Consider the following 20574-nt stretch of genomic DNA (forward strand, 5'->3'; position numbering starts at 1 on the left):
GCTGCGCACGGTGCAAAGAAAGCAATACGCTCGTCCGGATCGGGTTGTGAGGCGTGCGGATCGCGCCGCCCGGGCCGAAGTCCGCATTGCTTTGCCGGCGTTCGCTACCGGGAAGTCGTGTCGTACACTTCGAGCCATGGCATGTGTGCTCGTAGTCGAAGACGACCTGTTCGTGCGCTCGGCCCTCATTCGTCATCTGACCGAAACCGGTCACGTGGTGCGAAGTGCCGGAACGGCGATCGAAGCATTGCGCGAAGTGACCGCCCAGGACATCGACGTCGTCATCCTCGATCTCGGACTGCCGGATCTCGACGGGTCCGAAGTCCTGAAAATGATGCGTGGGATAACCGACGTCCCCGTCATCATCGCGACCGCCCGTGACGACGAATCAGAAATCGTGCGCCTGCTCAACCGCGGCGCCGACGACTACCTGACGAAACCGTTCTCGGTGGAACAGCTCTCCGCGCGGCTCTCCGCCGTCCTGCGCCGCTCCGGCCGCGCCTCGTACGACGACGGCCGCGCCGAGGAGCCGGCCCTCATCTCCGTGGGCGAGCTGCGGATCGACCCGGTCCGCCGCAGGGCGGCCCTCGGCGAGCGGATGCTGGAGCTGACCCGGCGCGAGTTCGACCTGCTCGCCTTCCTCGCGGAGCGCCCCGGCGCCGTGGTGCCCCGGCGGGTCCTGCTGTCGGAGGTCTGGCAGCAGACCTACGGCGACGACCAGACCATCGACGTCCACCTGTCCTGGCTCCGCCGCAAGCTCGGCGAGACCGCGGCGCAGCCGCGCTACCTCCACACCGTCCGCGGGGTCGGCTTCAAGCTGGAGGCGCCCGGCACGTCGGCGTGCTTCGGAGCGGGCGCCCACAGCGCATGAAATGGGCTCTCGTACGGGTGTGCCTCGCGGTCACCCTGATGGTCGTCGCCGCCTTCGCGGTTCCGCTCGCCGTCGCCGTCCGCGACGCGGCCCGTGACCGGGCCTTCACCGCGGCCGAGCGGGAGGGCGCCGCGATCGGTCCGGTGCTGTCCCTCACCACCGAACGCGAGCCGCTCGCGCACGCGTTGGCCAGTACGCGGGCCGGGGCCGAGGGACGGATGTCCGTGCACGTGCCGGACGTACCGGTCGCCGCGCTCGGCGGCACCCGGGTCCGGCAGGCGGACGTCGAGGATGCCGAGCGGCGCCGCCGGATGGTGCGGATCGCGGTCTCCGGCGGATGGGTCGTCCTCCAGCCCACCCTCCTCGGCTCCTCCGGGATGGCCGTGGTGGAGGTGTTCGTGCCCGCCGACGACGTCAGCGAAGGGGTGCGCACCGCCTGGTTGGTGCTGGCCGGGGTCGCCGTCGCGCTCGTCGCCGGTTCGGCCGTCGTCGCCGACCGGCTCGGCGTCCGCATGGTGCGGCCCGCCGAACGGCTGGCCGAGGCCGCGCACGCGCTGGGCGAGGGGCGGCTCGACGCCCGTGTGCCGGAGGCGGGGCCGGCCGAACTGCGCACCGCCGCGCAGGCGTTCAACAAGATGGCCGAGCAGGTGATCAGCCTGCTCGAAGCGGAGCGGGAGCTCGCCGCCGACCTCTCGCACCGGCTGCGGACCCCGCTCACCGCCCTGCGGTTGAACGCGGCCTCGCTGGGCGACGGGCCGCCCGCCGAGCAGACGCGCGCCGCGGTCGCGAAGCTGGAGGGGGAGGTCGACACGATCATCCGCAGCGCCCGCGAGCACCGCCCCTGCGCGGGCACCGGGCCGGTGCCCGGGCTCGGCTGCGACGCGGCGGCCGTGGTCCGCGAACGGCTCGACTTCTGGGGGGCGCTGGCCGAGGACGAGGGGCGGCCGGTCCGTGTCGCGGGCACCGAGGAGCCGGCGAACGTACCGGTGGCTCGGGCGGACCTGGCCGCCGCGCTCGACGTGATGCTCGGCAATGTCTTCCGGCACACGCCCGAGGGCACCGGGTTCTCCGTCGACCTGCACCGCGGCGGTGACGCGCTGATCGTGCTGGTCTCGGATGCCGGGCCCGGCATCGCCGATCCGGAGGCGGCGTTGCGCCGGGGCAACGAGGGGGGCCGGGCCGGGTCCACGGGGCTGGGGCTCGACATCGTGCGCAAGCTTGCCGAGGCCACCGGGGGCGAGGTGAGCATCGGCCGCTCCGTGCTCGGCGGAGCCGAGATCCGCGTCCGCCTCGGCCACGCCCCCCGCCCGACGGGTCGACGCCCCCGCCCCCGCTCCCGCCGCGCGGGCCGCCGCCACGGCTGACGCCCCCGCCCCACCCTCCGGGGGCGCCTCAATCGCCGGCGGGGCTGGTTTTGCCCCCGTCGCGTGTCGGCTGCGGCTGCCGGGGCCGCCTCAAACGCCGGCGGGGCTGGTTTTGCCCCCGTGGTGTGTCGGGTGCGGCTGCCGGGGCGCCTCAATCGCCGGCGGGGCTGGGTTTGCTCCCGTGGTGTGTCGGGTGCGGCTGCCGGGGCGCCTCAATCGCCGGCGGGGCCGGACAATCCAGCCTCGCCGGCGTTTGAGGCGCCCCCGGAGGGATGCTGACGCGGCCGGGGCTGGACAGTTCAGCCTCGCCGGCGTTTGAGGCGCCCCCGGGGGGACCCCACGGGGGCGCCTAGCGGGCCCCGGGGGCCGGGGGTGTGGTTGCCAGGCCCATGCCGTAGGCGACCACCGCGGCCTGGGTGCGGTTTTCCAGGCCCAGTTTGGCCAGGGTGCGCGAGACGTACGTCTTCACGCTCGTCCCCGCCAGGTGCAGCTCCCGGGCGATCTGTTCGTTCGTCATCCCCATGCCGATGAGCCGCAGCACCTTCCGCTCGCTGTCGCTGAGCGAGGCCACCTTCGCGTCGACCCCGTCCACCCGCACCGGAACCCGCCGCATCGCCTGACGCACCAGGCTCCGCAGCACATCGGGGGCGAAGACCCGGCCGCCGGTGGCCACCACCTCCAGCGCGGAGAACAGCTCCTCGCAGCGCAGGTCCTTGAGCAGGAACCCGCTCGCCCCGGCCTCCAGCGCCTCCAGCACCTGGCCGTCACCGCTGTAGGTGCTCAGCACCAACACCCGCGGCGGATCGGGCAGTTCCATCAGCTTGCGCGTCGCGGCGATGCCGTCGACGTGCGGCATCCGCAGGTCCATCAGGACGATGTCGGGCCGGTGCGTCCGTACCTGGACGAGGGCCTCGGCGCCGTCGACCGCTTCGCCGACCACCTCGAAGCCGTCGCCCGATTCGATCATCATCCGCAGACCGGACCGGATGATCGTCTGGTCGTCCACGATTACCACGCGGATGCTCACAGGGCGCGTCCTTCGTTCTCGGTCTGGGTGAGGGTGGCCGGCAGCGGGACCACCGCCTGGACCCGGTAGCCGCCACCGGCCACCGGCCCCGCGTCGAAGGCGCCGCCGACCGCGACGAGCGCGTCGGTCAGCCCGCGCAGCCCCAGCCCGGCCGAGCCGTACCCGGCGCCCGGACCCGGGTGTTCGCAGGTCCGCCCGTTGACGACCTGGAGGGAGACGGTGCCGGGCCCGTACACCAGCCGGACCCGGACCGGCGCCCCCGGCGCGTACTTCGCCGCGTTGGTCAGGGCTTCCCGGCTGACCCGGTAGAGCAGGGACTCGCACCGCTGACCGAGGTCGCGCGGGCGGCCCTCGACCGCGTGCGAGGCGTCCATGCCGATGGCCCGCATGTTGCGGGTCAGGCCCTCCAGGAACTCGTTGCAGCTCAGGTGGCCGCGCAGCGGCTCGTCCGGATCGTCCGGCTCGCGCAGGACGTTGATCACCCCGCGCAACTCCTGCATCACGGTGATGGCGCCGTCCTGGATCGCCCCGAACTCCGCCGCCACCTCGGGCGTGAGCCCCTTGCGGCGCTGCGCGGCCCCCGCCCGCATCACCAAGTAGGTCGCGTGGTGGCCGACCGTGTCGTGGATCTCGAAGGCGAGCTGGGTGCGCTTCTCCAGGATGGCGAAGCGGGCCGCGCTGTCGATCGCGGACTCCGCGCTCGACAACCGCTCCCGCAGCCGCTCCCGCAACTCCCGCTGGCGGCGCACGAGGAGGCCCAGCATCGCCGGCACCACGAAGTTGACGACGGCGACGTACACCTGCCAGCGCGGGTCGTCCACGAAGTCCCCGATCAGCGGACGCGTGCCCAGGTAGCCGAGGACGGCCGCGCCGACGACGGCGCAGGGGCGGCGCCGCCCGTACGCCGCCGTCGCGTAGACGGCGGCGATCAGCGCGGTGCCCTCGTCCGACGCCAGGGTCGAGGCGAGGGCGACGGCCACGCACAGCTCGGGACGGGTGCGCCGCCACATCAGGCTCCCGGCCGCCACCAGCGCACAAGCCGCGCTGGCGGCGTACCCGAGGAGCAGGCCGGTCCCGTGGACGGTGGCCAGGGCCAGGCAGCTCGCCGCCCCCACCAAGACCGCCAGGACGGCGTCCTGGAGGACCCGCTGGCGCGGGGAGAGGGGCGTCTCGCAGCGGCCGAGCGCGCGCAGTTTCCGCTGGGCGAGGCGGTAGACGTGAGTGGGCATGCGGGTCACTCCAGGGGACGTTCTGCCGGTGCGGTCGCCGGCGGCCCGGCCGGCAGGTGGACGACTACGGTGGTGCCCCGCCACGACGAGTCGAGGCAGACGCGGGCGCCGAGGTGGGCGGCGAGCCTGCCGATGACGTGCAGCCCGATCTGCTCCGACTCCATCCAGTCGGCGGACGGGGCGCCCTGGAGCAGCACGTTGAGGGCGTCGAGCCGCTCGCGGGGGATGCCGGACCCCTCGTCGTGGACCCGGACGACGAGCTGCCGCTCGGGCAGCAGCTCGGCGGACACCTCGACCGGTCGCTCCGGCGGGGAGAAGCGGACGGCGTTGTCGATGACCTCGGCCAGCAGGTGCGTCAGCGCGCTGACGGCTTCGGCCGGGACGGTGACGGCGGGCACCGGCTGGCGCACGCCGGCCCGGGTGTACTCGTCGACCTCCGAGGCCGCCGCGCGCAGTACGTCGATCAGCGGCTCGGCGCGCGGGTGGGCGCGGGCCGGCGCGGCGCCGGTCAGCAGCAGCATGTTCTCCCCGTGCCGCCGCATCCGGTTGGCGAGGTGGTCGAGGCGGAAGAAGGAGTCCAGCGCGTCCGGGTCCGCCTCGGTCATCTGGAGCCGGCCGAGCAGGTCCAGCTGTTCGTGGACCAGTACGTGCGAGCGCAACGACATGGCGGCGAGCCGCTCGTGGACCACGGCGCGCAGCACCACCTGGCGACAGGTCTGCGTGACGGCCTCCCGCACCACGGCGTCGAAGGCCCGGGTCACGTCCCCGACCTCGTCGGTGGCGCCGAGGTCCACCGGGGTCACGTCGAGGGCCAGGCCCCCGGGGTCGGGGGCGCGCGACACCCGGGCGACGAGGGCGGGCAGTTCGTGCTGGGCCTTGAGCGCCGCCCGGCGCAGCCGCTGGAGGCGGCGCACCAGGCGCCGCGCGACGAACACCGCCACGCCCGCGGAGACCAGTACGGCGCAGGCCACCAGCGCCACGTGGGCGAGCAGCGCCTCCCAGGCGCGCGCCCGGGCGCTGGAGGCCGCGTGCAGCGACTGCTCCTGCAGGGACGAGGAGACCTCGTGCATCCGGTCCAGGACCCGGGTGGCGCAGCCGCCCCACTCGGCCCGGGCGGGCCGTTTGCCCGTGGCCGCGCGGGCGAGCGGCGCGGCCAGACAGCCGTCGTCGATCGCGGTGGCGTCCTGCCCGGGCGCGCCGAGCGCGTCGGCGGCGGCCCGGAACTCCCGCGCCGCGTAGCGCCGCTGCCCGTCCTGCTGGGCGAGGAAGGCGGTGTCCTTGTCGGACAGGGCCGTGCTGTCGGGTGCTACGTCGATCAGGGCGCGCTGCGCGGACAGCGCGGCGGTGCCCGCGGCCAGCGCGCGCACGGCCCGGGCCGTGTCGGTGGCGCGGGGGGCGGGGCCGGTGCCGGGGGCGAAGGAGAGGGCGCCGAGCGCCTCGATGGCGTCGTGGTAGGCGGACACCGCGGTCGGGAGGTCCCCGGAGCGGGTGAGGTCGGCCGCGCGGGCCCGGTCCAGCCCGTCCAGCGCGGTGCGCGCGCGGTCCAGGCGGGGCGCGAGGGCGGCGTCGGTGGCGCCGGGGCCGGCGTCCTCGCGGAACTTCCCGACGGCCCGGTCGGTCTCCAGTCGGCGCTGCTCGACCTGGTCGGTGACCTTGCCCCCGGCCAGGGCGAGCGCGCCCCGCTCGTTCTCCAGGCCGCGGGTGACGGCCGTGGCCGCCAGCGCGACGAACGCGCGGCGTTCGGTGACGACCGTGTCGTGGTGGTGCTCCGCCGCGTCCCGCACGACGGTCACCGCGAGCCCGAGCGCCAGGCAGAGCGGCAGCAGCAGGACGAGTCCGACCTGGGTGCCCAGCCGCCTGTGGTGCAGTGCGTAGGTGCTCATGGGTCCCAACGTCTTCCGGCGCGGGCTTGGTCCGGCCGTGGTGTGGTGCGGGGGCGCGTCCCACGGTGGCAGCCGATCGGACCGACGTCCGGCGCCGAACGGCGTCAACCCCGCTCCGATGGTGGACACTCCGGTGCGGTGGGAGTGAACTCCGTATCAGCGTATGCACCGCTGGATGGACCATCGGCCGACTAAAGGCCTAGGAGCCTCGGCCGAAGGTCGCGGGTCGGGGCGGGCGTGGCGGGCGTAAGGGGCGTGGGTGGTGGCCGGGCCTCACGGGCGGCCGAGCCTGATGGCCGACGCGTCACGGGTCACGGGTCACGGGCCATGGGTCACGCGCCATGGGTCACGGGTCACGGGTCACGGGAAGAGCATGCGGGCCGCCTCGACCCGGTTGTGCGCGCCGAGGCGGGTGAGGATCTCGCTGACGTGCGTCTTCACCGTGGCCACCCGCAGGTGCAGCCGGTCGGCGATCGCCGCGTTGGACAGACCGGTGGAGAGCAGCTCCAGCACCTCGCGCTGACGGTCGGTCAAGGCCTCCGACACGGCCGTCGACGGCCGCCGCGCCGCCCGCGGCCGGTGGGCGACGAGGGAGAGGACGTACGAGGTCACCTCCGCGGAGAAGAACGCCTGGCCCGCCGCCACGTACCGCACCGCCCGCCCGAGGTCCTTGCGCAGCGCGTCCACGGCCAGCACCCCCGACGCGCCGGCCGCCACCGCGTCCGCCACGATGCGCGGGCCCGGCGGGCCGACGAGCACCACCTCCGGCCCGCCCGGCCCCCGCCGCAACTCCCGGGTGAGGGCGAACCCGTCGACGCGCGCGTCGGCGTACACCACGACGACGTCCGGCAGCAGCACCCGGATCCGCTCGCGCGCGCTCGCCTCGTCCCAGGCCTCCCCGATCGGGTTGACGTCGGCGGCCCGGCGCAGCTCGTCGCGCAGCGCCGCGCGCAGTTCGTGATCGCCGCTGACCGGTAGGACCGTGATCATCGCGTGCTGCTCCGAACGGGGGGAGGGGCGGGGGAGGGGTGCGGGGAGGGGAGCCGGGACGAGCGGGCCGGAGGTTACGTTTGCCGTACGCCGTGACCGTCGGGAGCCCGCTGTTGCTGATCAAAGTGCTGGTCATCGAGGACAACGTCATCACCGCGGCGGGTCTGGAGCAGATCATCGGCTCCGCCGGGGACATGGAGGTGGTGGGAGTCGCCCGCGATGCGGCACAGGCCGTGGTCGAAGCGGCACGGACCCGGCCGGACGTCGCCCTCGTCGACCTGGTCCTGCCCGACGAGGACGGACTCGTGGTCGCCCGGAGGCTGCTGGAGGCGCCCCGGCCGCCGCGGGTGCTCGTCATGACGGCCTTCCACGACGAGTCCCGGGTGCGCGAGGCACTCGACCTCGGGGTCTCCGGCTTCCTGCTGAAGGACCTCGCGGTCGACGACCTGTTGGAAGCCGTCCGCGCGGCCCGCGCCGGGCACTCGGTGCTGCACCCGGTGGTCACCCGGAGCCTGCTCGACTCCCTGCGCGCGGACACCTCCGCCTCGGCCGAGGACCTCGACCTCCTCGCCACCCTCACCGACCGCGAGCGTTCCGTGCTGCGCCTGCTCGCGCTCGGGCTGACCAACGCGGCCATCGGCGAACGGCTCGGCGTCACCGAGGCGACGGTCAAGAACCACGTGGCCCAGCTCTTCGGCAAGCTCGGCCTGACCGGCCGGGTGCAGCTCGCCCGCTTCGTCAACCGGCTCGGGCCGCAGGAGATGTGAGCCCGCCGCCCCGGCCGGCGTCCGCGCCGCCGGGCGGTGCGGTACGGACGCGCTCACCGCGAAGCCGTCGCCGGCCGGCCCCGCCGTGAAGGTGCCGCCCAGCAACCGCAGCCGCTCGGCGAGCCCGGCCAGCCCGTTGCCACCGCCGGGCAGGGTACGGGCGGGCAGCCGCACGCCGCCGCTGTCGCGCACCTCGACCCGGATCCCCTCGACGTCACAGCCGACCCGGACCGTCACCGCCGCGCCCACCGCGTGCTTCGTCGCGTTCGTCAGCGACTCCTGGATCACGCGGTACGCCGCCAGCTGGAGCGGGGTGGGCAGCACTTCGGCGTGCCCCTCCTGATGCAGCGTCACGTCGAGGCCGCCCCGCCGGGCATGGGCGATCAGCTCGGGGATCCGCTCGGCCGGACAGGCCAGGTTGGCGGCCGTGACGAGGTGCAGCGCCTCGCGCAGCTCCTCCAGGGCCCGCTGCCCGCTCTCCCGGATCCGGTCGACGGTCCGCACGGCCACGGGGGGCAGGACGGAGCGGGAGGTGGCGTCGAGCGCGTTCGCGGCCAGCACGATGTCGCTGACCCGGTGGGCGACGATGTCGTGCAGGTCGCGGGCGACCCGGGACCGCTCCCGCGCCTCCGCCCGCTCCACCAGCCGGGCCTGGGCCCGCTCCAGCTCCGCGGTGCGCTCGCGGTCCGCCGCGGCGGCCCGCTCGCGCCGACCCCACGCGCGTCCCGCCCACAGCGGGCCCAGCGAGAGGGCGAGGGCCACGACGGCCTGCCGCGCGTCGAAGGAGCCGGGGTCGAGCGGGCCCGAGGAGCCGGAAGGAGGATGCCCGTAGACCGCGACGGCGACCGCGACCGCCACCAGGGAGCCCGTCGCGGCGAGGGCGGCCAGTACGCGTCGATCGCGGACCCGGACGCCGGCCGCGTACAGGGCCACGGCGAGGACCAGCGGGGTGTCGGCCAGCAGGTGCCCCAGCATGGCGAGCACGGCGTAGAGGACCGGGCGGGCCGCGTGGCGGACCATCGCGACGACGAGCAGGACGCACAGCACGACCACGACGGCAGGCCGGTCGGAGAGCACGAGCCCGCCGGGCATGTGGCCCAGCCAGTTCCATGCGCTCCAGAGGGCCACCGCGGGCGCTACGCACCGGCACGCGTGCGGCAGGGACCGTATTTCGGCCGGGCTCTTGAGCATTGTCAGAATTAGAGCAGACCGGACCTGTTCACAAAGGGGCCATTGGCCTCTTCAGGGCGGGACGAAAGTCCTTGAGGGGCGGTCTTTCGAGTTTCGCGCGCAGGGCCTACGGCTGCATCGGGAGATAGCCGAGGTGTTCTTCCCAGGTGAGCAGCAGCTCCCCGGGGGTGATCGAATCCATCGTGGGATCGCCCAGGTCAGCGACGGTCCGGTCGTACACGGGGGTGTCGCCCGGCCAGCTGGACGGGTAAGGACTGGCGGAATGAGAACGGCGCTGGTGTTCCACGGTGGGTGGCCCTCTCGTCTTCCCGGCGGCAGTGGAGTGACGGGAATTCACCCGCCGGGCCCGCACGGGCTGAAGCGTGTCTTCGGTCCGTACGATACCGCTGATTCGCCGGGCAAATGGCTGTTGCGGGTGGTCCGATATTGACATTCCGTCACATGTGCTTTTCCTGCCGTCGATTTAAGGAGTTTTAAGGTTCTATTCGATCACCGATAAGGGTGGGCCGGTGAGACTGGACGCATGGACAAAGGGGGCGCGGCCCGGGACCAACGGGCCGGGGAGACGACGCTGGTGCTCGACACCGTCCGACTGCGCAGCCGCCGGCGGCCCCCCGGGTCGCGGCTCCCGCGGCGGGCGCTCGCCCTCGCGGCCGCGGTCGTCGTGGCCCTCGTCCTCCTCGCGATCGCCGTCGGCAGCGACGGCTTCCGCGTGCTCACCGACCCGGCCCGCCCGGGCACCGGCGCCCCGCGCGCCGCCGCCGGGAGCGCGGAGAGCGCCGGGTCCGCGGCCCCGTCGTCCCCGCAGCCCGATCCCGCCGCGCACCCGGACCGGTCCGCCGCGCCGGCGCGCTCGCCCGGACCGGGAACGCCGCCGCCCTCCGGGGAGGCGTCCGCGGGTCCGGGCTCGGGAGCGGACACCCTCGGCCCGGGCGACGCGGGGGAGCCGGTGACGCGGATGCAGCGCATGCTCTACTCGATCGGCATGTACCACGGCCACCGGTTCGGGTCCTACGACGAGGACACCGCGGCGGCGGTGCGCGCGTTCCAGCGGTGGTCCACCGTCGCGGCGGCCGTCGCCGCCGATCCCCCTGGCCGCTACGGCCCGGCCACCCGCACCGCTTTGGAGCGGGTCGCGCCCTGACGAACCTCATGCCGCTTCGATGGAACCGATTTGTCGCTGTATCGATCTCTACCTGCGAGATCCGTTCGAGTCCGCGTTCGAGATCCTTCAGTCTGCACCGGAGATCCGAGTGAAACACCGTTCCGCCACGCTCTGCGCGGCCCTCGTCCTGTCCGCCGTCGCCGCGCTGTCCGGCTGCTCCAGCGACGGAGATCCCGTGTCCTTCGCCCCGAAGGAGTCGGCGGCGAAGCCGGGGGAGACCAAGGCCGCCAGCGACGTGCGGATGCCGACCAACCCGCGCGAGTGGACGACGCAGCGGGAACTGCCCGACGGGACCCGCGTGGTGCGCACCGACCTGACCGGGCCGAAGTCCGGCTTCACCGGTCGGGTGTGGGCCTGGGTGCCGAAGCAGTACGGCAAGCCCGAGTACAAGGACAGCGCCTTCCCGGTGCTGATGGCGCTGCCCGGCGCCGTGGGGTACCCGACGAACTACTTCTTCTCCAAGGAGTTCCGCCTCCAGGAGCGGATCGGGGAAGCCGCCGACAAGGGCGAGAGCCTGCCCTTCATCGTGGTCATGCCGGTGCTGAACGCCAACAAGGACACCTACTACGACGGCAGCGACATACCGGGGCAGCCCAAGATGGGCACCTGGATCTCGGACGACGTCCCGGACCTGGTGCGGGAGAACTTCCGCACCTACGCCGACCCCAAGGGCTGGGGCTTCTTCGGCTCCTCCTCCGGCGGCTACGTCGGCATGAAGATGGTGCTCCAGTACCCCGAGCGGTTCAGCGTGGCGATCGCAGGCGGGCCCGACGCGGCCCCCGACTCGCCGCTGTGGAACGGCCATCCGAAGGAGAAGCAGGAGAACAGCCCGGCCTGGCTGGCCGAGCAGCTGATCAAGAAGAGCGGCGGCGCGGGCGGCCCGTCGAGCAGCCCGTCGAGCAGCGCCAAGGCGGGCTCGAAGGCCAGCCCCAAGAGCACGCCCAAGAGCAGCCCCTCGCCCTCCGCCCCGGCGACCGGCCACAAGGTGTCGATCTCCTTCCTCATGGGCACGAAGGAGCCCAAGTCGGAGGTCGCGGCGCTCGACAAGCTCCGCGCGGACATCACCAAGGGCCCGATCGAGACCAAGGTGACGTCCTTCGAGGGCGGCCACGACGGCTACAAGTACACGGACACCCTGTTCACCGGTGACCTGAAGTGGATGAGCGACCGGATGCGCGGCCCGGTCGCCGCGAAGTGACCGTGCGCAGGGGAGGGGACGTGCCGATGCCGCCTACGACCACCATCACGGCCACGGCCACGGCCACGCCCACGCCCGTCGACCGGGGGTTCGTGAAGCCCCGGCGCGCCCTGGTGGCGCTGGCGGCGACCGCACTCGTCGCGTGCGCGGGCGTCGCCCCCGCGCACGCGAGCACCCCGCAGGCGCCGCGGACCCCCGCGCCGTCGACGACACCCACGCCCGGGGCATCCGGTGCACCCGGCGGGGCGGCGGCGCGCAAGGAGCCGCCGGCGCAGATGTCGAAGGTGGGCGGTGAGCGGCTCGGCAGTCCCGGGGACCAGGTGGGCGCGGGCGCCCCGAACCTGCCGGCAGGGCTCTCCGCGCTGTCCTGGGTGGTGGCCGACGCGGACACCGGCCAGGTGCTCGGGGCGCGCAACGCCCACTGGCAGCTCCCCCCGGCCAGCACCTTGAAGATGCTCTTCGCGGACACGGTGCTGCCGGCGGTGCCGCACACCGGCAGCCGCCTGGTGACGCCCGAGGACCTCAAGGGGATGGGCGACGGCAGCAGCGCGGTCGGCATCGTGCCCGGGGGCACCTACCAAGTGCCGGACCTGTGGCGCGGGGTGTTCCTGCGCTCGGGCAACGACGCCGTGCACGTGCTCGCGGCGATGAACGGCGGCGTCGAGAAGACCGTCGCCGACATGCAGCGGCGCGCCAAGGAACTGGGCGCCGGCGACACGACCGTGCGCAGCCCCGACGGTTACGACGCCCCGGGCCAGGTCTCCTCGGCGTACGACCTCACGCTCTTCCTGCGGCAGGGCCTGAAGGACAAGGACTTCAAGGAGTACTGCTCGACCGCCTCGGCGCAGTTCCCGGGCGGGCCCGCCGGGCCCGGCAAGGACAAGCCCTTCGGGATCAGCAACACCAACCGCATGCTGTCCGGCGCCGACGGCGTGGCCCCGTACCCGGGCCTGATCGGCGGCAAGAACGGCTACACCACGAACGCGGGGAACACCCTGGCCGAAGCGGCCCAGCGGGACGGGCACACGATCGTGGTGACCGTGATGAACCCCCAGGACAACAAGCGCGACCAGGTCTACACCGAGATGCGCGCCCTCCTGGACTGGGGCTTCGCGGCGGCCGGCAAGGCCACCCCGGTCGGCACCCTCGACCAGGCCGCGGCGGGCGGCGCCGCGGCGAAGGGCGGGGCGGCGGCCGCCGGCTCCGCCACCGGTTCCGGTTCCGGTCCGGGCGCGCTCGGTTGGGGCGCGATCGGGGTCGGGGCGGCGGCCGCGGCGGGGGGCGCGGGCTGGTTGCTGGTGCGCCGGCGCCGCCGCGCGCAGGGCTGACGGCATCGCTGACGGCATCGCTGACGGCATCGGGGAGTCAAGAGGAAAAGGGCCCGTCGGTGGCGCCCGCGGAAGAAGAGTGGCCATAAGGCCGATATTCCGTGTGATTCGTTCCAGCGGCGGGCCGCCCGGCCCCGTGTTTTCGTACGAATGCAGGGCGCTGGGCAGCGGAAAGAGGAATTCGAACCGGAAATCCGCCCTCCCCGATCATCGGAGGGTCGCTGTTATGGTCCTGCTTGACATTCCCGCGTCACGTACCCGAGGGCTCCGCTGTGAAGATCATTGCCATTGCGACGCAGAAGGGGGGCGTCGGCAAGACCAGTTCCACCGTCAACATCGGTGCCGCGCTGGCCTTGGCGGGGCAACGCGTGCTCGTCGTGGACCTGGACCCCCAGGCCCAGGCGGGGTCCGCGCTGGGGCTCAACCTCTCCAGCCAGGACCAACTCGCCCGCTCGCTCGGCTGGGTGATCCAGGCCGGGCTGCAGGGCATGCGCACGGACCTGCCGGCCGTCTGGTTCGACCGCAGCGAACTCGTCGCCGGTTTCGAGGGCGCCGGCACGCTGCACCTGCTGGCCAGCGAGGAATCGACGATGACCGCCGCCCAGGACCTGATCCACAAGGCCGGCTACCCGGCCACGCCGGTGCTCCGGCGGATGCTGATGGACGTGGCGGACGCCTTCGACTTCGTGGTCATCGACACCCCGCCCGCGGTGTCCTCCATGGCAGCGACCGCGCTGGCGGCGGCCGACTACGTGCTGACCGTGTGCGTGCCCGAGTACCCCGCGCTCAAGGGCGCGGCGGCCACGCGGGGCACGGTGCGCTACGTCAAGGGGCGCACCGACGGGGAGTGCGACCCCGTGTACCTCGGGGCGATCGTCAACCGGTCGAACCCGCCGTCCAAGTGGCGGGCCCAGGAGGTCGACACCCGCAACGGCATGCTGGACGCCGACCTCGCGCCCTTCCCGGCCGACATACGGCTGGACAACCGCATCAGCGACTCCTTCGCCTTCGGGGTCCCGGCGGTGCTCCGCTTCGCCGGCCACGCCCCGGGCCGCATGTACGGCGAGCTGATGTGCCAGGTCCTCACCCGCATGCGCCAGCCCCGGGCGGACTGGGACACCCCGGCGCGCATCAGGGCTTGAAGTCCATCGGGCGGAAGTTGAAGAGCTGGTTCCATCCGTTGTTCCACGGATAGACGATCATCTTCTCGTTGGTGCGACCGCCCGGGACGTCGAGGACCCCGTGGTGCTCGCCGGTGTGGGAGAAGTTGTCGACCACCCAGGCGCCCCAGCCGTTGCCCTGTTGGTACTTCAGGCTCCAACGGTCGCTGAACTTGTCGCACGTGGTGGCGACGAGGCCGTACTTGTCCGCGGCCCAATAGGAATTCAGGCACTTCCCCGCCTGCGAACCGGTGGTGATCGTCAAGAGGTACCGGTTCCCCTCGTCGGTGGGGAGGAACATCATCCCGTCCGGCCGCTGGTCCCGGTAGAGCCTCGACATCGGGTCGTAGCCGTTGAAGGCGACCGCGGGGCGATCGGCGGGCACGGGATTGCCCTGTACGTGGAGCGCGCCCTCGTGGCCCTGGGTCGGATCCACGTGGTAGGCCGGGGTGTTGACGAAATCGCAGCCCAGGCTCTTCGCCTCGGCGTAGAGGACGACGTACGCGAGGCTGCCGCCGAGGCTGGGATTGATCGGAAGCCCGATCCGGTCCATCGCCTTCTTCAAATAAGCGCAGCGCTCCGAATTCCCCGGGTTCTCCCGGGGTTGCGCCGCCGCCTGCGCGGTGCCGGCGAGGGGAACGGCGAGCGCGATCGCCGCCGCCGTCGCCAGGGACATGATGCCGTTCTTCATTGCGCCTCCGATTCGGTGCCTACCGAAAAGGCTATGGCGCGAATTTACCTGTCTCTTAGGGCCGCTGGTCCCGGTGTGCCCCTCCCACAGGTCCCGATGCCGGTGCCCGGGAGCCCCCCGAACGAGCGGCGGCCCCCGGTGCCGGGGGCCGCCGCAAGCGCGTCAGTGCTGGTACTGGCCGACGGTGATGAAGTACCGCAGCTCCTCCGGCGTGCCGCCCAGGGCCGTCTCGGCCGCGGCGCGCAGTCCGGCGCTGATGCCCGGTCGGGCCAGGATCCGCGCGACCGCGACGCGGTCGTCCTCGGCCCGTGCGAGGCGCAGGCCGGTCTTCAGGAAGGCGGCCCGGTCGGCGGGGGTGCCGTCCATGGCCTTGATGGCTTCGCGCTTGACGCCCTTGCCGCTGGTCGGGTCGGCGAGGAGCTTGGCGATGGCGACGCTGTTGTCCTCGTCCTGGGCCTTGGCGAGGCCGGTTTCCAGGAAGGCGGCCCGGTCGGCGGGGGTGCCGTCGAGGGCCTTGTTGGCTTCGCGCTTGACGCCCTTGCCGCTGGTCGGGTCGGCGAGGAGCTTGGCGATGGCGGCCGCGTTCTCGGTATCGGAGCCGACCACCGCGCTCGCGGAAGCCTGCGCGGTGACCGGCGCGGCAGCGGCGAGGGCCGGGGTGGCGAGCAGGAGGGCCGGAGCCAGGGCGGCGACGGACAGGGCGAGTGCGGGTCGAGTCAGTTTCATGGTTCCCCCAAAATCGGATGCCGCCGATGAGCTGGCGGCGTAGATGATCTTGGCGAGTCGATCCACTGCGCACAACTCCGAGATCCGGCAAGCAACCGGCCTCGAACGTGCCGAGGTCTGCACAATGCGCCGCACCGCGGTCCGGCGCTACGGAGCTGAGCGAGGGGGTGTACTCGCCCGGACGCGCCCTACCCCGGCAGCAGGAAGAAGCGGCCCAGGTGGTCGCGGGCGGTGTCGTCCAGGAGGGGGGCGACCTCGGCGGCCAGGACGGCGGTGGCGTAGGTGATCCGGCCGGTGTCGAGGGCGGCGTCGGCGAGGACCACCAGCGAGGTCTGCTCGTCGACCGGGGCCATGCAGAGGTGGTGGTCGCGCATGGTGATCACGGAGGCGGCCACCCAGCCGCTGTCGTAGGCGTGCGAGGCGGCCTTGGTCAGGGACATCAGGCTCGCGGCGAGGGCGGCGAGCCGCTCGGCGTCCGCCTTGTCGGTCGCCGCGTCCGTGCACAGCACGAGCCCGCCCGCGGACAGCAGCACGGCCCGCTCGACGCCGGGGGTGCCGGCACACCGCTCGTGGACGGCGCGGGTGATGGCGGCGGCCCGCTGGTCGGCCGACCGCACGGGAGGCGACTGCATGGGGGCTGGCTGCATGGGGGCTGACTGCATGGGAGGTGCTCCTGGAACGGGGAGGGTACGGGCGGTCGTCAGCCGGCGGCGGCCAGGGCGGGGGTCGCGGGGGTGGCGAGCCTGCGTTCCAGGGCGTGTTCCACCATCCGGATCAGCAGTTCCTTCACCGCGTCGCGTCGCCGCGCGTCGGTCAGCAGCACCGGCACGTCGTCGCGGATCCGCAGGGCCCCGCGCACCTGCGCCGGGCTGAAGGGCTGGTGCCCGCCGAAGCCGTTGAGCGCCACGATGAAGGGGACCCCGTTCTCCTCGAAGTAGTCCACCGCGGGGAAGGAGTCGGCCAGTCGACGGCTGTCGACCAGCACGATCGCCCCGATCGCGCCGGTCACCACGTCGTCCCACAGGAACCAGAACCGGTCCTGGCCGGGCGTGCCGAACAGGTACAGGGCGAGGGAGTCCTCCAGGGTGACCCGGCCGAAGTCCATGGCCACCGTGGTGGTCCGCTTGTCGGGGGCGCCGCTGAGGTCGTCCACGCCCTCCGAGGCGGCCGTCAGGACGGCCTCCGTGCGCAGCGGCACGATCTCGGAGATGCTGCCGATCAGGGTGGTCTTGCCGACGCCGAAGCCACCGGCCACGACGATCTTCGCGGACGACCGGGCGCCGGACGGGGCCGCCGTCGCGGGCGGCCGGTGCTGGTCAGATGCTGTGAAGTCCACTGAGGACCCTTTCGATCAACGTGGTGGACGGTGCGTCACCCGTGGGCTCGGTGACGGAGACCAGCCCCATGCCGGACAGGTCCGACACCAGGACGCGGGCCACCCCGATCGGCACGTGCAGCAGGGCGGACACCTCGGCCACCGAGGTGGGCCGGACGCACAGCGCCAGGATGCGGTCGTGCTCCGGGTGCCCGGTGCCCGGCCACGGGCTGGGCACGGTCTGCACCAGGGCCTCCAGCGGCAACGCCAGCAGGGTCACGGTCCGGCCCGCCGTGATGGCGTACGGGCGGGGGGCGATCGGCGCGGGAACGGGCGCCGGGGGAGCGGATGGTCTGAGGGGATCAGTCGGCGACGGCGGCATGGTCCCTCAAGGTGGAGCGGAGTTCGGGCGTCAGGACGTGGCCGACGCGGCGCACCAGACGGGTCATCTCGTAGCCGAGGACGGCGCGGTCGGTGCCCGCGTGGGCCGCCACCGCCAGCAGCGAACCGTCCGAGACGGTGACCACGGCCAGCACGCCGTGCTGCATCTCCAGCACGGTCCGGCTCACCGGCCCCGAGCCGTGCAGCCCCGACGCCGCGCCCGCGAGCGCGGCCAGCCCGCTGGCGATGGGCGCGACCAGCGCCGGAGCCGGCGACCGCACGGAGGTCGACCGGGCGAGCAGCAGCCCGTCGGCCGACACCACCGCGACGTCGAAGACACCGGGCAGGTCGCTCAGGAACTTCTGGAGCACCCACTGGAACTCCCGTACCCGCTCGGTGCCCGTGGGTGCGAGCAGGTCCCCGGCCGGGGCCGCCTCGATCGCGAACGGACTCATCTGTTCTCCTCCTGCTGCTGCGGACCGGCGTCGGCGGAACGCTCCGCCCCGGCCGGACCGGCGTGGGCGATGCCCTCGTACAGCCCGCTCATCCGGCGCCGGATCTCCTCCGGGTCGGGCAGCGAACCGGCGCCCGCGCCGCTGGTGCCCGCGGTGGCCGGGCGGGCGACCGGGGCGGGGACGGGGACCGGGTTGCCGGGCGCGGTGATGCTCCCGGCGCGCGGTCGGCGCTGGCGCACGGGCAGTCCCGCACTGGTCGACTCGTGGGCCGGACCGCCCTGCGCGCCGCGTTCCAGGTACTGGGCGGGTGAGGGGACCTGAGCCTGGGCCTGGGCCTGGTCCTGGGCCGGGTGGGCGGTCGTCGGCAGCGGACCGCCCACGCCCGGACCGCCCACTCCGGGGCCGCCCACCCCCGGACCGCCCAGCGCGCGGAACGTCAGGGTCGGGTGGTCGGTGCCCGGGCGCCGCACGTCGGCGGCCTTCGCGGCTCGGGCGCCGGACGGCCGGTTCGAGGACGGGGAGGGGGACGGAGACGGAGACGGGGCCTGGACCGGGGACGGGGGCGCGGGCACGGCCCGGCCGCGGATCACGGGTCGCGCGGCGGGTGCCTGCGCGGCGGGCGACGCCGGGGCGCGCCGCTGACCGGCGGGCAACCGCCCGGTGTGCGACCGGCCACCAGGGATCGGACCGGTCGGCAGCTGCCCGGTGTGCACCTGCCCGGTGTGCACCTGCCCGGGGGACGGCTGCGCCCCCGCCGGCTGGTCCTGTCGTACGAGCAGGGACTCGGGCAGCACCAGGGCGGCGACCAGCCCGGCCGGGGTGTTGGCGTACAGCCGGACGTCCACCGCGTGCTTGCGGGCCAGGGCGCCGACGACGTACAGGCCCATCGACTCGCTCAGGTTGTTCCGCCGGCCGGCCGGCTGGCGCAGCACGTCGTCCGCCGTGGCCAGCTGCTCGGGGCTCATGCCGATGCCCTGGTCGCGGATCTCCAGCAGCAGCCGGCCGTCGGGCATCCGCTGGCCGCTGACCACGACCCAGGTGTCGGGGCTGGAGAAGGAGGCCGCGTTGTCCAGCAGTTCGGCGACGAGGTGGACGAGGTCGTCGGCCGCGTAGCCGACCACGCCGAGCGGCGGGACCGCCCGGTAGGTCACCCGCTGGTACTCCTCGATCTCCGAGGCCGCGGTCCGTACGACGGCCAGCAGTTCGGTCGTCTCGCGCCGCTCGGCGGTGATCTCCGCGCCCGCGAGCACCAGCAGGTTCTCGCTGTTGCGGCGGATCTGGGTCGCCAGGTGGTCCAGGTGGAACAGCCGGGCCAGCCCGTCGGGGGAGTGCTCCGCGCCCTCCAGCTCGGTGATCACGGCCAGTTGCCGCTGGACCAGGCCCTGGTTGCGCCGGGAGAGGTTCTGGAAGAGCTGGTTGACCTCCTCGCGCATCGCGGCCTGCTGCCGGGCGAGGCCGACCGCCTCCAGGTAGACGCGGTCGAAGGCGCGGCCGACGTCACCGATCTCGTCGCGGGTCCGCGGCGCCAGCACCTTGCCCTCCAGGGCGGCCGGCAGCTCGCTGCCCGCGTTCAGGTGGCGGGTCACCTCCGGCAGGTGCTCGTCGGCCACCGAGACCGCGGAGCGGCGCAGCCAGCCCAGGCCGCGCACCAGGTGCCGGGAGGTGGCGAGCACCAGCAGGGTGGCCAGCAGCAGGACCACCACGGCGATCACGAGGTCGGTCACGACCTGGTCGTGCGCGGTGTCCTTCTGCGCCGACGCCTCCGCCAGCACCCGCTGCTCGACCTCGTCCTGGAGCTGCGTCAGCTCGTCGCTGATCCGGGTCAGGTCCTCGTACCAGGTCTTGGGCAGGGCCTTGGAGACGGTCATCTGGCCGGTCGCGGAGCTGCTGCTCAGCTTCTCCAGGGCGGCGGTCAGCGCGCGGGCCCGGTCCGTGCCGAGGACCTGCTGGAACGCGGCGGCCTCCGCCGGCTTCGCGTAGAGGCCGAACTCCATCCCGGTGATGTCGCGCACGAGCTGCGCGGCGACGATGTTGCCCTGCTGACCGGTGCTCAGCGCGCCGGCCTGCCCGGAGCTGGCCAGCACCGACCGCTGGCTGGTCGTCATCGCCTTGTTCAGGGCGATCGTGTAGAGGGTCCAGCCCGCGCCGCGGGCCTGCTCGCCGATCCCGCCGACCTGGTTGTAGAGGCTGGCGATCGAGACGATGACCCGGCCGTAGCCGTGTTCGACTTCGGCCGGGTCACTGGTGGACGCGTCGGCGAGCTTGCGCAGCGCCACCAGGGACTCGACGCCCGAGGCGGTCACCTTGCGCTGGCGTTCCATGCCGGAATGCGCGGGCAGCGCGTCGAGTTCCGCCAGGAACTGCCGGGCCCGGGCGTCGGTCTCGCCGCGCCCCTTCTCGTCCGCCTTGTCGCCGGCCGCGGCCGCTTTCGCCTGCGGGTCGACGGCCAGGTCCCGTTCGCGGGCGAGCGCCGTGATCAGGGAGGTGCCGGTGCGGCTGGTCTTCGCGATCCGCTCGGTGCCCGCGTACGTGTCGGCGACGTCGAGCGCGTCCTTGATGCGCAGCCCGGCGAAGCCCATGGCCGCCAGCAGCGGAACGAGGACGACGATCAGCATGCGGGTCGGGACGCGGAGGTCGGCGAGCACGCGCTTGCGCCAGGGCAGCGGCGGCCGGGTGCCTGCTGGGATCACGGGAGACCTGTCTTCGGAGTTCTGGATGCGGAGTTCGTGATGTCGGAGTGCGGCGCACGCGCGTCGTGTCGAGGCTTGCGCATGCAACGGCACAGAACACCTGCCTTTGGCCCCCTTGTCGAAGGACCAAAGTCCCCAATATG

At 73.5% G+C, this 20574-nt stretch carries 18 protein-coding genes and 1 pseudogene; 7 read left to right on the plus strand and 12 right to left on the minus strand.

Features of this window, described 5'->3' with window-relative positions:
- Positions 1-136: 136 nt before the first annotated feature.
- On the plus strand, positions 137-871 hold the full coding sequence (locus tag ACZ4UB_RS26165; RefSeq protein ID WP_468073659.1) for a response regulator transcription factor: 735 nt from the start codon (positions 137-139) through the stop codon (positions 869-871).
- A complete protein-coding gene (locus ACZ4UB_RS26170) occupies positions 868-2235 on the plus strand; it encodes a HAMP domain-containing sensor histidine kinase (RefSeq protein WP_468073661.1) in 1368 nt (455 codons plus the stop codon). Before ACZ4UB_RS26165 ends, ACZ4UB_RS26170 begins: the two co-directional genes overlap by 4 nt.
- 349 nt (positions 2236-2584) lie before the next feature.
- On the opposite strand, the gene ACZ4UB_RS26175 is transcribed toward ACZ4UB_RS26170, so the two are convergent.
- The 4 genes from ACZ4UB_RS26175 to ACZ4UB_RS26190 all read right to left on the minus strand — a co-directional run bounded on the left by ACZ4UB_RS26175 (position 2585) and on the right by ACZ4UB_RS26190 (position 7364).
- Positions 2585-3262, minus strand: coding sequence for a response regulator (locus tag ACZ4UB_RS26175; RefSeq protein ID WP_468073663.1), 678 nt, complete (start codon positions 3260-3262; stop codon positions 2585-2587).
- Positions 3259-4491: a sensor histidine kinase gene (locus tag ACZ4UB_RS26180; protein WP_468073665.1), complete on the minus strand. Its 1233-nt coding sequence runs from the start codon at positions 4489-4491 to the stop codon at positions 3259-3261. Before ACZ4UB_RS26180 ends, ACZ4UB_RS26175 begins: the two co-directional genes overlap by 4 nt.
- Positions 4492-4496: 5 nt before the next feature.
- Positions 4497-6374: a sensor histidine kinase gene (locus ACZ4UB_RS26185; RefSeq protein WP_468073667.1), complete on the minus strand. Its 1878-nt coding sequence runs from the start codon at positions 6372-6374 to the stop codon at positions 4497-4499.
- Positions 6375-6734: 360 nt separating this feature from the next.
- Positions 6735-7364, minus strand: coding sequence for a response regulator transcription factor (locus ACZ4UB_RS26190; RefSeq protein ID WP_468073669.1), 630 nt, complete (start codon positions 7362-7364; stop codon positions 6735-6737).
- A 125-nt stretch (positions 7365-7489) separates the two neighbouring features.
- On the opposite strand from ACZ4UB_RS26190, the gene ACZ4UB_RS26195 reads away from it, so the two are divergent.
- On the plus strand, positions 7490-8131 hold the full coding sequence (locus ACZ4UB_RS26195; RefSeq protein WP_468073807.1) for a response regulator: 642 nt from the start codon (positions 7490-7492) through the stop codon (positions 8129-8131).
- A 51-nt stretch (positions 8132-8182) separates the two neighbouring features.
- Here the strand turns inward: ACZ4UB_RS26195 and ACZ4UB_RS26200 are convergent.
- A pseudogene (locus ACZ4UB_RS26200) lies at positions 8183-9322 on the minus strand (sensor histidine kinase); the annotation flags it as partial.
- Positions 9323-9845: 523 nt separating this feature from the next.
- Between ACZ4UB_RS26200 and ACZ4UB_RS26205 the strand changes: the two are divergent.
- The 4 genes from ACZ4UB_RS26205 to ACZ4UB_RS26220 all read left to right on the plus strand — a co-directional run bounded on the left by ACZ4UB_RS26205 (position 9846) and on the right by ACZ4UB_RS26220 (position 14155).
- On the plus strand, positions 9846-10466 hold the full coding sequence (locus ACZ4UB_RS26205; RefSeq protein ID WP_468073671.1) for a peptidoglycan-binding domain-containing protein: 621 nt from the start codon (positions 9846-9848) through the stop codon (positions 10464-10466).
- 109 nt (positions 10467-10575) lie between these two features.
- On the plus strand, positions 10576-11685 hold the full coding sequence (locus tag ACZ4UB_RS26210; RefSeq protein ID WP_468073673.1) for an alpha/beta hydrolase: 1110 nt from the start codon (positions 10576-10578) through the stop codon (positions 11683-11685).
- Positions 11686-11711: 26 nt separating this feature from the next.
- Entirely contained in the window at positions 11712-13013 is a 1302-nt protein-coding gene (locus ACZ4UB_RS26215; protein WP_468073809.1) for a D-alanyl-D-alanine carboxypeptidase family protein, read from the plus strand.
- A gap of 272 nt (positions 13014-13285) precedes the next feature.
- Positions 13286-14155, plus strand: a complete 870-nt coding sequence (locus ACZ4UB_RS26220) for a ParA family protein (RefSeq protein ID WP_468073675.1) — start codon at positions 13286-13288, stop codon at positions 14153-14155.
- On the opposite strand, the gene ACZ4UB_RS26225 is transcribed toward ACZ4UB_RS26220, so the two are convergent.
- The 7 genes from ACZ4UB_RS26225 to ACZ4UB_RS26255 all read right to left on the minus strand — a co-directional run bounded on the left by ACZ4UB_RS26225 (position 14145) and on the right by ACZ4UB_RS26255 (position 20431).
- Entirely contained in the window at positions 14145-14864 is a 720-nt protein-coding gene (locus ACZ4UB_RS26225; protein WP_468073677.1) for a hypothetical protein, read from the minus strand. The two genes, ACZ4UB_RS26220 and ACZ4UB_RS26225, sit on opposite strands and share 11 nt — an antisense overlap.
- A gap of 162 nt (positions 14865-15026) precedes the next feature.
- The gene (locus tag ACZ4UB_RS26230; protein ID WP_468073679.1) at positions 15027-15590 is read right to left on the minus strand and encodes an ALF repeat-containing protein; all 564 of its coding nucleotides are present in this window, start codon (positions 15588-15590) and stop codon (positions 15027-15029) included.
- Positions 15591-15778: 188 nt separating this feature from the next.
- Complete coding sequence (locus ACZ4UB_RS26235) at positions 15779-16222, minus strand: roadblock/LC7 domain-containing protein (protein ID WP_468073681.1); 444 nt, start codon at positions 16220-16222, stop codon at positions 15779-15781.
- Between the two features lie 68 nt (positions 16223-16290).
- Positions 16291-16926 (minus strand): GTP-binding protein, encoded by a 636-nt coding sequence (locus tag ACZ4UB_RS26240; protein ID WP_468073683.1) that lies wholly within the window; start codon positions 16924-16926, stop codon positions 16291-16293.
- Positions 16907-17185 carry a DUF742 domain-containing protein gene (locus ACZ4UB_RS26245; RefSeq protein ID WP_468073685.1) on the minus strand — a complete coding sequence of 93 codons (279 nt, stop codon included), beginning with the start codon at positions 17183-17185 and terminating at the stop codon, positions 16907-16909. The genes ACZ4UB_RS26240 and ACZ4UB_RS26245 overlap by 20 nt, the downstream gene beginning before the upstream one ends.
- A gap of 82 nt (positions 17186-17267) precedes the next feature.
- On the minus strand, positions 17268-17741 hold the full coding sequence (locus ACZ4UB_RS26250; RefSeq protein WP_468073687.1) for a roadblock/LC7 domain-containing protein: 474 nt from the start codon (positions 17739-17741) through the stop codon (positions 17268-17270).
- Complete coding sequence (locus tag ACZ4UB_RS26255; RefSeq protein ID WP_468073689.1) at positions 17738-20431, minus strand: sensor histidine kinase; 2694 nt, start codon at positions 20429-20431, stop codon at positions 17738-17740. Before ACZ4UB_RS26255 ends, ACZ4UB_RS26250 begins: the two co-directional genes overlap by 4 nt.
- Between the last annotated feature and the right edge of the window lie 143 nt (positions 20432-20574).

The sequence above is a fragment of the Streptomyces sp. NPDC028419 genome, assembly GCF_055565515.1.